Source organism: Blastococcus sp. SYSU DS0552, from assembly GCF_054050815.1.
This window is the reverse complement of sequence record NZ_JBJHAB010000028.1, coordinates 27,914-42,062: the sequence shown is the minus strand read 5'-3', so window position 1 is coordinate 42,062 and position 14,149 is coordinate 27,914. Positions and strand designations below refer to the sequence as shown.

Below are 14,149 nucleotides of genomic sequence, written 5' to 3'. Positions count from 1 at the left end.
CCGCGCGCCCCGCCCCCCCCCCCCCCCCCCCCCCCCCCCCCCCCCCCCCCCCCCCCCCCCCCCCCCCCCCCCCCCCCCCCCCCCCCCCCCCCCCCCCCCCCCCCCCCCCCCCGGGCGGCGGCGGGGAGCCGGTTGCGCCGTCCGCAGGCCCGGCAGGTGGTCAGAGCAGGCCGTGCCGTGTCAGCGCCCATTCCAGCTCCCTCGCGGTCGGTTGCTCCAGCCACTGGCCGCCCACGTCGACGACCGGGTTCCTCAGGACGCCGCCGGTCATCCAGCGCAGCCGGCGTTCCGCCTCCGGATGGAGGTCGAGATCGACGTACTGGTAGGGCACCCCGGCGCGGTCGAGCAGTCGGCGGGTCATCTGGGTGATCCCGCACCACCGATTGCCGTACACGGTGACCGGTGCTGTCCCGACGGCCGGCCGCACCCGGACGGCCGGCTGCTTCGGGACCATGTACGTGGTCGCCATCGAGGCCTCCTTCGCACGTGTCGGCGCTCGATCGGTTCAGGCCGCCTCGCGGCCGGTGAGCTCGTCGAGCGCGGTGAACAGCTCGTAGATGTCGGGCAGGTGGTCGACGCGCGGCGAGACGTGGGCCCACCGGATGACGCCGTCGGCGTCCACCACGTACAGCGCCCGGTCGCTGAAGCCGTCGGATTCACGCCAGACGCCGTACCGGCGGGCCACCTCGCCCCGCGGGTGGAAGTCCGACAGGAGCGGGAAGCTGAGCCCCCGGACGGCGGCCCACGCGCCGTGGCTGTACAGCGAGTCGACGGAGATCCCCACCAGCTCGGCGTCCCGGCTCTCGAATTCCGCGAGCTCCTGCTGGTACAGCTCCAGCTGCCGGCTGCACCCGGGGCTCCAGTCGAGCGGGTAGAACACCAGAACGACCGGTCGGCCCCGGAAGTCCGACAGGCTCACCGGCCGGCCCTCGGCGTCGGGCAGGGTGAACTCGGGCGCCCGGGTGCCCACGGTCAAGCCGGTCGATTCGGCAGCGCCGCCCATCGGCGGCGCGGTCAGGTACAGGTCGGCGACGTCCCCGAGGGCCGTCTCCGCTCGCCGGTCACGGCTGTCCCCGGCCGACGGCGTCCGGTTCGCCACCTCCTGCACCATCGCGTGCAGCACGGAGAGTGCCTCCGACACCGGCGAGTCGTCGAGCTGCTCACCGAGCTCGGCGAAGCGCTCCTCCAGTCGGGTCAGGCGGGCGGGCTCCGCCGCCCGCGTGGAGTACGTGGTCCCCATCGAACCCCCTCGTCGACAGTCCCGGTTCCACCCGGGCACGTTGTACCTCGTACCGACGGACTAGAAAACCTGCAGCGACCGGGGGAATATTTCGGCTGCGTGGCACGTCGGTCGGAACGCTGCCCGGGGCGCCGGCACGGGGTCCCGGCCACGTCCCGACGTGAGGAGAGTCAGGGAGGTTCGGACATGTCACGTGCGGTCGGTATCGACCTGGGCACCACGAACTCGGCCGTCGCCGTCCTCGAGGGCGGCGACCCCACCGTCATCCCCAACAGCGAGGGAGGGCGCACGACACCGTCGGTCGTCGCCTTCAGCCGGAACGGCGAGGTCCTGGTGGGTGAGGTCGCCAAGCGTCAGGCGGTGACGAACGCGGCCCGCACGATCCGGTCGGTGAAGCGGCACATGGGCACCGACTGGGCCACCGACATCGACGGCAAGCGGTACACCGCCCAGGAGATCAGCGCCCGCGTCCTGCAGAAGCTCAAGCGTGACGCGGAGGCGTACCTGGGCGAGCCGGTCACGCAGGCGGTGATCACCGTCCCTGCCTACTTCGACGACGCGCAGCGGACCGCGACGAAGGAAGCGGGCACCATCGCGGGCCTGGAGGTGCTGCGCATCATCAACGAGCCGACGGCTGCGGCGCTGGCCTACGGGCTGGACAAGGACGCCAAGGACGAGACCGTGCTCGTCTTCGACCTCGGCGGCGGCACCTTCGACGTCTCGGTGCTGGAGATCGGCGACGGCGTCTTCGAGGTGAAGTCCACGGCCGGTGACACGCGGCTCGGCGGTGACGACTGGGACCAGAAGGTCATCGACTGGCTCGTGGACACGTTCCGCACCGCGGAAGGGGTCGACCTGTCGAAGGACCCGATGGCGATGCAGCGGCTCAAGGAGGCCGCCGAGCGCGCCAAGATCGACCTCTCCGGCGCCACGCAGACCCAGATCACCCTGCCCTACATCACCGCTACCGCGGAGGGGCCCAGGCACCTGGACGTCTCGCTGACCCGCGCGAAGTTCCAGGAACTGACCGAGGACCTGCTGCAGCGGTGTCGCGGGCCGTTCGAGCAGGCGCTGCGGGACGCCGGACTCGGTCCGCGGGACATCGACCACGTGGTCCTGGTCGGTGGCTCCACCCGAATGCCGGCGGTCGTGGAGCTCGTCCGCGAGCTCAGCGGCAAGGACCCGCACCAGGGTGTGAATCCCGACGAGGTGGTCGCCGTCGGGGCTGCCGTCCAGGCCGGTGTGCTCCGCGGCGACGTCAAGGACGTGCTGCTGCTCGACGTCACGCCGCTCTCCCTGGGCATCGAGACGCAGGGCGGCGTGATGACCACGATCATCGAGCGGAACACGACCATCCCCACCCGCCGCACCGAGGTCTTCAGCACGGCGACGGACAACCAGCCCTCCGTCGAGGTGCACGTCCTGCAGGGCGAGAGGGAGATGGCCGCCGGCAACAAGACCCTGGGCCGGTTCCACCTGACCGACCTGCCCCCGGCGCCGCGTGGTGTGCCGCAGATCGAGGTCACCTTCGACATCGACGCCAACGGCATCGTGCACGTCTCGGCCACCGACCGGGCGACGGGCAAGGAGCAGTCGATCACCATCACCGGGCAGTCGTCCCTCAGCCGCGAGGACATCGACCGGATGGTCCGCGACGCCGAGGCGCACGCCGAGGAGGACCGCCGACGGCGGGAGGAGGCCGAGGCCCGCAACGACGCGGACGCCCTGCTCTACCGGAGCGAGAAGCTGCTGGCCGAGCACCGCGACGTGACCGGCCCCGAACGCGACCAGCTGGAGGCGGCGGTCAGCGAGGTGAGGGGCCTCGTCGAGCACGGCGAGGTCACTGCTCTCCGCGCGGCGACCGAGCGGCTGACCGCGGCGGGCACCGCCTTCGCCGCCCGGCTCCAGGAGCAGCAGGCTCCCGACGGTGGCGCGGCGACGGCCGCCGGTGACGACGACGTGATCGACGCCGAGGTGGTCGACGAGGGCAGCCGGGCGTGAGCCCGGCTGCCCTCTGGTGGGAAGGAGGTGGACGACCGTGGCGATGACCGCCGAGTGGCTGGACAAGGACTACTACCGCGTGCTCGGCGTCGCGGAGTCCGCGTCGGACAAGGAGATCACCCGCGCCTACCGCCGCCTGGTCCGGGAACTGCACCCCGACACCAACCCCGACGCCGGGGCCGGTGAGCGGTTCCGGGAGGTCACGTCGGCCTACGAGGTGCTGCACGACCCCGCGCGCCGGCGCGAGTACGACGAGGTCCGCCGGCTCGCTCCCGCCGGTCGGTCGACGGGCGGGCCGGGCTGGCCGCACGGTCGGTCCGTGCGGGTCAACCGGCGCGGTCCCCGGGCCGGGGGGCACCGGGTCACGGTCGAGGACCTGTTCGGCATGTCCGCCGACGACGGCGGGTGGGGGACCGGTCTACCCCGCCGCGGGGCCGACCTGGAGGTGGCGGTGGAGCTGCCGTTCGACCAGGCGGTGCGCGGCACCACTCGCCGGCTCCGGCTGGGGTCGCGGACCGTCACGGCGCGCATCCCGCCGGGGATCGCGGACGGGCAGACGCTGCAGCTGGCCGGACGCGGGGAGCCGGGTGAGAACGGCGGGCCCGCCGGTGACCTCGTCGTGCGGGTCCGGGTGGCACCGCACCCGTTCTTCCGGCGGGACGGCCGTGACCTCGCGGTGACCGTGCCGGTGACCTTCGCCGAGGCGGCCCTGGGCGCCGACGTCCGGGTGCCCACGCTCGACCGCCCGGTCAGGGTCCGGATCCCGGCCGGGACGCGGAGCGGGACGACCCTGCGGGTGCCGGGCCGGGGTGTGCCGGCCGCCGACGGCGCGGGCGACCTGCTGGTCACCGTCGAGGTCGACGTGCCGAGGGAGCTGGACGAGCGCCAGCGGGCTGCCGTGCAGGCACTGGCGGCGGCGACCCCCGGGTCGCCGCGAGCCCACCTCGGGGTGTGAGGCACCGGCCGACACCCCGCCACCGACAGATCAACGACAGTGAGGAGGTGTTCCACCGTGGCGGGCGCATTCGACCCGAACCGCTGGACACGCAGGACCCAGGAAGCAGTCCAGGCCGCCGTGGAGCGGGCACGGCAGGAGTCGCACCCCGAGGTCACGCCCGATCACCTGGTCGCGGCGCTCCTCGGGCAGGAGGACGGCGTCGTCCTGCCGCTGCTGCAGAAGGCCGGGATCGGCATCCCCGGACTGCGGGACCGCGTCACCGAGGCCCTCGACCGGCTGCCGCACGCCTACGGGTCCGAGCCGCAGGTCGGTCGCAAGCTGCGTGCCGCGATCGAGGAGGCCGACCGGGTGCGCCAGCAGTTGCACGACGAGTACGTCTCCACCGAGCACCTGCTGCTGGCGGTCGCCGGCCACCTACAGGTGTCGCGTGAGCAGCTGCTCGCCGGGCTCCAGCAGGTCCGCGGCAGTCACCGCGTGACCTCCCCGGACGCCGAGGAGCAGTACCAGGCGCTGGAGAAGTACGGCCGCGACCTGACCGAGGAGGCCCGCAAGGGCAAGCTCGACCCGGTCATCGGCCGGGACGAGGAGATCCGCCGCGTCATCCAGGTGCTGTCCCGCCGGACCAAGAACAACCCGGTCCTCATCGGTGAACCCGGCGTCGGCAAGACCGCCATCGCCGAGGGGCTGGCCCGCCGGATCGTCGAGGGCGACGTCCCGGAGAGCCTGAAGAACAAGCGGCTGGTGGCGCTCGACCTGGCGTCGATGGTCGCGGGTGCGAAGTACCGCGGCGAGTTCGAGGAACGGCTCAAGTCGGTCCTGCAGGAGATCGCCGACGCCGAGGGCCAGGTGATCACCTTCCTCGACGAGATGCACACAGTCATCGGCGCCGGCTCGGCCGAGGGCTCGATGGACGCCGGCAACATGCTCAAGCCGATGCTCGCCCGCGGTCAGCTCCGGATGATCGGCGCCACGACGCTCGACGAGTACCGCAAGCACATCGAGAAGGACCCGGCTCTCGAGCGCCGCTTCCAGCAGGTCTTCGTCGGTGAGCCGTCGGTGCAGGACGCCGTCGCCATCCTGCGGGGTCTCAAGGAGCGCTACGAGGTGCACCACGGGGTCCGCATCCAGGATGCCGCGCTGGTGGCCGCCGCGGTGCTCTCCGACCGGTACGTCACCGGCCGGTTCCTGCCCGACAAGGCCATCGACCTGATCGACGAGGCGGCCAGCCGGCTCCGGATCGAGATCGACTCCCTGCCCACGGAGATCGACGTCATCGAGCGGCGGATCCGGCAGCTGGAGATCGAGCGGGTCGCGCTGGCCAAGGAGACCGACGACGCCAGCCGCGACCGGCTCGCGGCGCTCGACCAGGAGCTCTCCGACCTGCGCGAGCAGTCGGCGGGGATGAAGGCGCACTGGCAGGCCGAGAAGGAGGCGATCGGGCGCATCCGGGAGCTCAAGGAGGAGCTGGAGGCTCTGCGCGGCGAGGTCGAGCGCGCGGTCGACCTGACCCGGGCCGCGGAGATCCGGTACGGGCGGATCCCCTCGGTCGAGCGTGAGGTGGAGCAGGCGACCGAGCGGCTGGCCGAGCTGCAGTCCACCCAGAAGATGCTCAAGGAGGAGGTCGACGAGGAGGACGTCGCCGAGGTGGTCAGCCGCTGGACCGGCATCCCCGTCGCCCGGCTGATGCAGGGCGAGGTGGCGAAACTGGTCCGGATGGAGGACGTGCTGCACGCCCGCGTGGTGGGGCAGGACGCCGCCGTCCGCGCCGTCGCCAACGCCATCCGGCGCAGCCGGTCCGGGCTGGCGGACCGCAACCGGCCGATCGGCAGCTTCCTGTTCCTCGGCCCGACGGGCGTGGGCAAGACCGAGCTCGCCCGCAGCCTGGCGGAGTTCCTGTTCGACGACGAGCGGGCGATGGTCCGGATCGACATGAGCGAGTACATGGAGAAGCACTCCGTGTCCCGCCTGGTCGGTGCGCCGCCGGGCTACGTCGGCTACGACGAGGGCGGGCAGCTCACCGAGACGGTCCGCCGGCGTCCGTACGCCGTCGTCCTGCTCGACGAGATCGAGAAGGCCCACCCGGACGTCTTCAACATCCTGCTGCAGGTCCTCGACGACGGCCGGCTGACCGACGGTCAGGGCCGCACGGTGGACTTCACCAACACCGTGTTGATCATGACGTCGAACCTCCCCGGCGACCCGGCGGACTTCTTCAAGCCGGAGTTCATCAACCGGGTCGACGAGATCGTGCGGTTCCGGTCGCTCACCGAGGACGACATCGAGCAGGTCCTCGAGATCCAGCTGCGGCAGCTGGAGACGCGGATGGCCGAGCGGAAGCTGACGCTCGAGGTCAGCGACGACGCCCGGCGCTGGCTCGCCCGTCGCGGGTACGACCCCGACTACGGCGCGCGGCCGCTGAAGCGGCTCATCCAGCACGCGATCGTGGACCCGCTGGCGCTGGAGCTGCTCTCGGGCGTCTACCGGGACGGCGACACCGTCCACGTCGACGTTGCCGGTGACGACATCGTCCTGAAGTGAGCCCACCGCCACGGCCCTGTCGCAGGGCCGTGGCACCCATCCCTACGACCGCTGGAGGAGGAACCGCCCATGACCGAGATGAGGAGCCGGCTGCCCGAGGACGTCCGGAAGACCGTCGGGGAGGCGCTGCAGGGTGCCGTCGTCGACCTGGTCGACCTGGGGCTGGTCGCCAAGCAGGTGCACTGGACGGTGGTGGGCCCCCACTTCCGGAGCGTGCACCTGCACCTGGACGACGTCGTCGCCACCACCCGGCAGTACTCGGACGCGCTCGCCGAGCGGGCGGTCGCGATCGGCGTGCTGCCCGACGGCCGGTCGACGGCCCTGCAGGAGCAGTCGGCGCTGTCGCAACCGCCGCTCGACTGGATCCCGGCCGGTGAGGCGATCGGCTTCCTCGTCCGCGCCCTTGACGGGGTCGTCGCGCGGATGCGGGAACGGATCGACGCGACGCGGGACGACCCCGTGTCCCAGGACCTGGTGATCGAGGTGACCGGGGCTCTGGAGAAGCACCTCTGGATGTGGCAGGCGGAGAGCGTGCCCCGCTGAGGCGGGACGGACGAGGTGGCGGGGCCGGCCGCTCGTGTCGGCTCTCCCCTTCGGCCCTGCCCCCTTGGCGGGTCGTCCGCGCTCGTCCTCTCGCCGCGCCGCTGTTCCGACGCACCAGGGGTGCCCGGGCATCGTCCGGGCGCCCCTGGTGCGTCAGAACCTACGCGGCTCCTCCCGGGCCCACGCCCTCGACGCGGCGTCCCGGCGTGCGGCGGCCGGTCGACCGGGCGGGCGACGAGATCTGCGCGCCACGCCGTCGCGGTCCCCGCTGCGCGCGGCGGCAGGGCTCAGCCGGCGAGGACCCGGGGCCGGCGGCCGGCCCACGGGAGCGCCTCCTCCAAGAAGGCGGCGACGGACAGCAGCGTCTCCTCGTCGGCGTAGCGACCGCAGAGCTGGACCCCGACCGGCCACCCCTCGGCCGTCGGGATGCCGGGGACGCTGACCGCGGGCATGCCCGTCACGTTGGCCGGCGCGGTGAACGGCGCGAACGCGAAGATCCGGTCGTACCAGCCCCGCGCGTCGAGGCTCGGGTCGTTCTGGTCCAGCTGTCCGAGCACGGTGTTCGGGCTGGCCGTGGTCGGCGTCAGCAGCACGTCGTGGTGCAGGAAGAACTGGGCGATTGCACGGGTGGTGGCGTTGAAGACCCGGTCGGCGGCGTACAGGTCCATCGCGGTGAGCGACGCGCCGTACTCGGCGCAAGCCAGGGTGGCGTGCTCCAGCACATCGCTGCCCAGCTCCACGCCCAGCGCGGCGGCGGCCCCGTAGGCGCCGTCGGCCAGGAAGCTGCACCAGGCGGTGAGGTTGGCGCTGTCGAACGCCGCCACGTCGAACTCCGGTGCTGCCTCCTCGACGGTGTGCCCGGCCGCAGCCAGGGCGTCGGCGGTGGCCCGGACGGCGGCGACGCAGGCGGGGTCGACGGGGACGCCGTTGGGCGCGGCGGTGGCGACGGCGATCCGCAGCCTCCGCGACGGCGGGCGTGCCGCGTCGCGGAAGCTGGTCACCGGCTCCGGCAGCAGGTACTTGTCGCCGGGCTCGGAGCCGTGCAGGGCGTCGAGCAGCCCGGCGGCGTCGCGGACGGTCCGGGTCACGGCGAACTCGACGCCGAGGCCGAGCAGCGGATCGGCGAAGTCGGGTGCGACGGTGATCCGCCCCCGGGAGGGCTTCAGGCCGACCAGGCCGGTAGCAGCGGCCGGCACGCGGATCGAACCTCCGCCGTCGTTCGCGTGCCCGACGGGAAGGGCGCGCGCGGCGATCAGCGCCGCCGATCCACCGCTGGAGCCGCCGGGGGAGCGGGAGGTGTCCCAGGGGTTGCGGGTCGGGCCGTTGGCCACCGACTCGGTGGTGGCGTTGAAGCCGAACTCGGGGCAGGCGCTCACCCCGATGGCGGCCAGGCCGGCCTTCCGGAACCGCCGCATCAGCGCGGTGTCGTAGGGGAAGGGGATGCCGGGGCCGAGCAGCCGGGAGCCGTCCCGCTGGGGAACGCCCTCGGCGTGCATGACGAGGTCCTTGATGACGAAGGGCACCCCGGCGAACGGGCCGTCGGCGCTGGCGGCCAGCGGCCTGTCGAACAGGTCGCCGACGAGGGCGTTGAGCTCACCGTTGACCGACTCGACGGCGGTCCGGGCGGCCTTCTGCACCTCCTCGGGGGAGACCTGCCCGGTGCGGACCAGGCCGGCCAGCCCGGTGGCGTCGTGCTCGGTGTACTCGGAGACCTCCACGGTCACTCCTTCGTCGTCGGCCGGTTCTCGCGTCGGCGACGGATGCTGCCCGGTGGCCGGGCGGTGCACATCGGTGGAAATGCGGACCACCGGGCAGCTACCGGGTGGCTCGAGTGCGTGCTTGGATGCCGCATGAGGTCCGCTTCCGGCTCTGGGGCATCGCGGCTCGGCGCCGCCCTGGCCGTGCGGGACGCCGCGGATGCGGTGGTTCGCGGCGAGGCCCAGTCCGGTCGCGCCGATGCGGTGCTCGAAGCGTTGCTGTCCGTGGTCCGACCGTCGGCCGCGGCCGTCTCGCAGTGGGACCCGGTGCGCGGGCGGCACCGGACGGTGGCCAGCGCCGGCTACCGCGAGGACGCGCTCGCGCTCATGGAGGCGCATTTCCACGACGACCCGCGGTTCCCGGTCGCCCGCAGCCAGGGGCGACCGCTGCGGGTGCACGACATCCGGCCCGACCAGCGTCGTGGGCTGATGTTCGAGGAGGTGATCCGACCGGCCCGGTTCACCGACGGCGTGACCCTGTGCCTGTCGGCGGCCGGGCGGTACGTCGGCTCGGTGCACGCCTCCACCGCGGACGGGGAGGTGGACGACGAGACGGCGGGCGTGCTCCGGTTGATGTCGGCGGACCTGACCTGTCTCCTGGATCCGTTGGAAGGTGCAGCGGTCCCGGTGGCGGAGGACGCGGGGGCCTTCGCCTGGTCGCCGGCGGACGGGCGGTGGCTGGTGCTGACGCCGTCCGGCCGGCCGTCGCTGGTCGCGCCGGCATCTCCGCTGGCCGCCCTGCTCCAGCCGGCGCGGTGGCCCTCACGGATGGGGCGTCACCTGCTGGTGATCACCGGCGCGGAGCTGCTCGCGGTGGAAGCGCGTCCGGCGGGCCGCTGGGTCGTGGTCGAGCACCGGGCGTCCGCACCACCGGCGGGGCTGTCGCTGCGCGAGCTCGAGGTGCTGGCCGCGCTGGCGACCGGCGCGACCAACCGGATGGTGGCGCGTTCCCTCGGAGTGGGGGAGCGGACTGTGGCCACGCACGTGGAACACCTGCTCGCCAAGCTCGACTGCGGCAACCGGGCCGGCGCCGTCGCCTTCGCGGTCGCGGTCGGGCTGGTACGCGCGGGGCGCGGTGCCGCACCGGCCCCCGCCCGGACGGGTTCCTCGACCGCGCCGGGCACGCGGGCGCGTACCCCTGCGCCACGACCGGCCTGACCGACGCGCGCCGCACCGGCGCGTGCGGCCGGGGCGGGCCCACGGACCCGCGCTCCCGCCGCGAGGCCGCCGGGGGGCTACTGTGGAGGGCGTACCGGCTGCTCGCCGGCACCGCCCCGCCCGGCAGCACGCCTGCTCGCGCGGTCGGTGCCGCCGCCATCGACCGGCGGCCGGCGGACCGAACCCGGCTCGGGGGCACGGCCTCCGGCGTCGGTGCCCGGTGCACCAGCGGGTCCGGGTCCGCGCGGTACTGGGCGGCGCCGGTGCGGTTGCACCGTCCGCTCGCGGGGCCGCGTGCACGTCCTGCCGCGGCGACCGTGCCGGGCAGTGCAGAGGAGGAGTTCGTGGCTCGACCAGGACGGCGCTCGACGAGCGCCCGGCGCGGCGCCCCGCGCACCCAGCGGCGCGTGCGCGACGGCGACGTCGTCGCCGTGCTGGCCCGCGCCGTCCGGGACGTCGAGGCGGCCGTCAAGCGCGACCGCGTGACCCCCTCCGTGCGCGCGGAGTTCCAGGCGATCGCCCTGGTGCTGCGCGAGGAGCGCGCCCGGGTGCAGGCCGACCAGGGCACCGGCGAGGCCCGCCGGGCCGAGCAGCTCAAGCGCCTGGACGGCATCGCGACGATCCTGGCCACCACCGCGGTGCGGAACTCCGGCCTGCTGGCGCTGCTCTCCGACGACGCCGTCGCCTCGGAGGCGGCGCGGTCGCACCGGCGGGAGCTGCTCGCCGCAGCCGGCGTCGAGGTGCCGGTGGAGGAGGACCCGACGCCGGCCCCGGCCGCCCCCGTGGCCGCCGCCACCTCCGCCGCCGCCGAGCGCCAGGTGGTGCCGCAGTCGGTCATCTCGCGGCAGCTGGCCAACCCGTTCCTCGCCCCCGACTTCGAGGCAGCCCGGCAGAGCACCGTCCGCCCGCGCCGGCTCGCCGGCTGGGAGCTCCTCGAGCCCCTGTTCAACTCCTTCGAGCGCGCCGGCGGCGGCGCCCCTGCGTGCATGCCGCTGCCGTTCCCGAGCTCCCAGTTCACCCCGGCGGGGCTGGAGCTCATGCCGCACCAGGGGCAGCTGGTCGCGGCGGCGGCGAACGGCCACCGCACCTTCCTGCTCGCCGACGAGCCCGGCCTCGGCAAGACGGCGCAGTCGCTACTGGCGGCCGAGGCGGCGCAGGCGTTCCCGCTGCTGGTCGTCGTCCCCAACGTCGTCAAGACCAACTGGGCCCGGGAGGCCGCCCGCTGGGTGCCCCAGCGCCGGGCCACCGTGATCCAGGGCAACGGCGAGAACGCCGACGGCTTCGCCGACATCGTGATCGTCAACTACGAGGTGCTCGACCGGCACGTGGGCTGGCTGGGCGGCTTCGGCTTCGGCGGGATGGTCGTCGACGAGGCGCACTTCATCAAGAACAAGACCTCGCAGCGCTCCCAGCACGTGCTCGAGCTCTCCGAGCGGATCCGGACCCGCGCCGGGCGGCCGCTGCTGATGGCCCTCACCGGAACCCCGCTGATCAACGACATCGACGACTTCCGGGCAATCTGGCAGTTCCTCGGCTGGATCGACGACGAGAAGCCGCTCGGGCGGCTGATGGAGTGCCTCGAGGAAACCGGCCTGACCCCGGCCGACCCGGGCTTCTACCCAGCGGCCCGCCAGTGCGTGATCGACCAGGGCATCGTGCGCCGTCGCAAGGTGGACGTGGCCGCCGACATCCCCGCCCGCCGCATCGCCGACCTCCCCGTCGAGCTCGACGACAAGGCCGGCCGGTCCATCCGGGCGGCCGAGCGGGAGCTCGCCCGACGGCTGGTGAAGCGCTACGAGAGCGCCCTGGCCGCCCGCGAGTCGGCCACCGAGGTCGAGGGCATCGACCGCGAACTGGTGCGCAAGGTCGCCGGCTGGGAGCTCAAGGACACCAGCACGAAGACCACCGGCGAGAACGTCTTCGGGATGATGCGCCGCATCGGCCAGGCGAAGGCCGGGCTCGCCGCCGACTACGCCGCGCAGCTGGCCCGCAGCGCCGGCAAGGTGGTCTTCTTCGCCAAGCACGTCGACGTGATGGACGTGGCCGAGGAAACCTTCGAGGGCATCGGCCTGCGGTACTCCTCGATCCGCGGTGACCAGACGCCCTCGGTGCGGCAGCGCAACATCGACGCGTTCGTCAACGACCCGGACGTCGCCGTCGCCGTCTGCTCGCTGACCTCGGCCGGGGTGGGGCTGAACTTGCAGGTCGCGTCGGACCTCGTGCTCGCCGAGCTGTCCTGGACCGACGCCGAGCAGACCCAGGCCATCGACCGCAGCCACCGCATCGGCCAGACCGAGCCGGTCACGGCGTGGCGGATCATCGCCGCACAGACCCTCGACGCCCGGATCGCCGAGCTCATCGACAGCAAGGCCGGGCTCGCCGCGCGGGCCCTGGACGGCTCCGACGAGGAGATGCAGGCCTCGGCGGATGTCCAGCTGGAGGCGCTCGTCGCGCTGCTCACCGACGCCCTGGAGAACCGATGACCGACCAGCAGACCGCGGAACCGGTCCTGGCCGCGGCGACGCGGGTGGCCGAGCTGCTGCTCGAGGTGCAGACCCGCGTCAACCGGCGGATCGACGCCGAGCTGGCCGAGCTGCTGCCCGGCGTCCAGCGGCAGGTCGGCGTCGCACCGGACGACGCCGCCGACCTGTCGGACCTGGTCAACGCGCGGATCACCGGCCTGAGCGTCGTCGTCACCCCGGCCGCGGTCGCCGCCGCCGTGCCGGTACCGCCGGACTCGGCCGCCACGACGCGGGCGGCCCGCCGGGCGGTGGCCGGCGTCCTCACCGGTGCCGACGACCGCCTCGCCGTCATCGCCGGGCCGTGCTCGATCCACGACCCCGAGGCCGCCCTCGAGTACGCCGCCTTCATCGCGCGGATGCGCGAACGGCACGGTGCGGACCTCGAGATCCTCATGCGGACCTACACCGAGAAGCCGCGCACCGAGGTCGACTGGAAGGGCTTCGCCTACGACCCGTTCCTGGACGGGTCGAGCCGGATCAGCGTCGGGCTCGTCGCCACCCGGATGCTCATGCGCCGCATCACGGCGGCGGGTGTGCCGGTGGCCGCCGAACCGCTGAACGCGCTGACGCCGCAGTACGTCAACGGGCTGGTCACCTACAACGGCGTCGGGGCGCGCAACGTCACCGACCAGACCGCCCGGGAGCGGGTGTCCGGCTTCTCCTCGGTCGTCGGGTTCAAGAACTCGCCCGAGGGCAGCGTCGACTCCGCGATCCAGGCGATGGTGACGGCGCGCGCGCCGCACGAGTTCCTGGGCGTGGACGCCCACGGTGTCTCCGCCCAGCTGTCGACGACGGGCAACGACACCGGCCACGTCATCCTGCGCGGTGCCAAGGACGGCCCCAACTACTCCGCCGCGCACATCGCCGACACCAAGCGCCGGCTGGCCGCGCGCGGGCTGCCGGAGGTCGTCGTCGTCGACGCCTCGCACGGCAACAGCCAGAAGAACCACCTGCGCCAGATCGAGGTGGTGCGCGACCTGGCCGGCCAGATCGCCGGGGGCGAGCGGGCGATCCGCGGCGTGATGGTGGAGAGCAACCTGGTGGCCGGCCGGCAGGACCTCGACCAGCGGCACCCGGAGCGGCTGGAGTACGGCTGCAGCGTCACCGACGCCTGCGTCGACCTGCCGACGACCGAGCGGATGCTGGCCGAGCTGGCCGAGGCGGCCCGGGCCCGGCGGGGCGCTGCCCGCTAGAAGACCCCGAGCCCGCAGGAGGGGCAGCGCGCCGCGGGCAGCTGGGGAGCCCGGAGCAGGGAGCCGGTGGCCAGGTGCTCCTTGCCGAGGGCGGTGACCCCGACCGACTCGCCCTCGGGGATCCAGTTGAGGTAGATCGACTGGCCGACGATGTGTCCCCGCTCGAGCTCGCTGCTGCAGCGGGGGCAGGTCGCGGGCAGTGGCACGGCGGCTCCTCGGCAGCGCTACGGTCGGCGTCC

Annotated in this window: 11 protein-coding genes; 7 read left to right on the top strand and 4 right to left on the bottom strand. The window is 73.6% G+C overall.

Going from position 1 to position 14,149, the window contains the following annotated elements:
* Positions 1–160: 160 nt before the first annotated feature.
* A complete protein-coding gene (locus ACI8AG_RS19570; RefSeq protein ID WP_456598347.1) occupies positions 161–469 on the bottom strand; it encodes a glutaredoxin family protein in 309 nt (102 codons plus the stop codon).
* Positions 470–505: 36 nt separating this feature from the next.
* Complete coding sequence (locus ACI8AG_RS19565; RefSeq protein ID WP_456598346.1) at positions 506–1,240, bottom strand: peroxiredoxin; 735 nt, start codon at positions 1,238–1,240, stop codon at positions 506–508.
* A gap of 186 nt (positions 1,241–1,426) precedes the next feature.
* Here ACI8AG_RS19565 and dnaK point away from each other — a divergent pair, with 186 nt between their 5' ends.
* From dnaK to ACI8AG_RS19545, 4 genes are all read left to right on the top strand, one after another.
* The gene (dnaK, locus tag ACI8AG_RS19560) at positions 1,427–3,241 is read left to right on the top strand and encodes a molecular chaperone DnaK (RefSeq protein ID WP_456598345.1); all 1,815 of its coding nucleotides are present in this window, start codon (positions 1,427–1,429) and stop codon (positions 3,239–3,241) included.
* Between the two features lie 43 nt (positions 3,242–3,284).
* Positions 3,285–4,196, top strand: coding sequence for a DnaJ C-terminal domain-containing protein (locus tag ACI8AG_RS19555; RefSeq protein ID WP_456598348.1), 912 nt, complete (start codon positions 3,285–3,287; stop codon positions 4,194–4,196).
* A gap of 57 nt (positions 4,197–4,253) precedes the next feature.
* Positions 4,254–6,737, top strand: coding sequence for an ATP-dependent Clp protease ATP-binding subunit (locus ACI8AG_RS19550; RefSeq protein WP_456598344.1), 2,484 nt, complete (start codon positions 4,254–4,256; stop codon positions 6,735–6,737).
* A gap of 69 nt (positions 6,738–6,806) precedes the next feature.
* The gene (locus ACI8AG_RS19545) at positions 6,807–7,280 is read left to right on the top strand and encodes a Dps family protein (protein WP_456598343.1); all 474 of its coding nucleotides are present in this window, start codon (positions 6,807–6,809) and stop codon (positions 7,278–7,280) included.
* A gap of 287 nt (positions 7,281–7,567) precedes the next feature.
* Here ACI8AG_RS19545 and ACI8AG_RS19540 read toward each other — a convergent pair whose 3' ends face one another.
* A complete protein-coding gene (locus ACI8AG_RS19540) occupies positions 7,568–8,998 on the bottom strand; it encodes an amidase (protein WP_456598342.1) in 1,431 nt (476 codons plus the stop codon).
* A gap of 132 nt (positions 8,999–9,130) precedes the next feature.
* Here ACI8AG_RS19540 and ACI8AG_RS19535 point away from each other — a divergent pair, with 132 nt between their 5' ends.
* The 3 genes from ACI8AG_RS19535 (at position 9,131) to ACI8AG_RS19525 (ending at position 13,910) form a co-directional block, all read left to right on the top strand.
* Entirely contained in the window at positions 9,131–10,195 is a 1,065-nt protein-coding gene (locus ACI8AG_RS19535) for a helix-turn-helix transcriptional regulator (RefSeq protein WP_456598341.1), read from the top strand.
* Positions 10,196–10,539: 344 nt separating this feature from the next.
* Positions 10,540–12,678, top strand: coding sequence for a DEAD/DEAH box helicase (locus ACI8AG_RS19530; RefSeq protein WP_456598340.1), 2,139 nt, complete (start codon positions 10,540–10,542; stop codon positions 12,676–12,678).
* Positions 12,675–13,910, top strand: a complete 1,236-nt coding sequence (locus ACI8AG_RS19525; protein WP_456598339.1) for a 3-deoxy-7-phosphoheptulonate synthase — start codon at positions 12,675–12,677, stop codon at positions 13,908–13,910. Before ACI8AG_RS19530 ends, ACI8AG_RS19525 begins: the two co-directional genes overlap by 4 nt.
* On the opposite strand, the gene ACI8AG_RS19520 is transcribed toward ACI8AG_RS19525, so the two are convergent.
* The gene (locus tag ACI8AG_RS19520; protein ID WP_456598338.1) at positions 13,907–14,116 is read right to left on the bottom strand and encodes a PF20097 family protein; all 210 of its coding nucleotides are present in this window, start codon (positions 14,114–14,116) and stop codon (positions 13,907–13,909) included. The genes ACI8AG_RS19525 and ACI8AG_RS19520 overlap by 4 nt on opposite strands.
* Positions 14,117–14,149 lie beyond the last annotated feature (33 nt).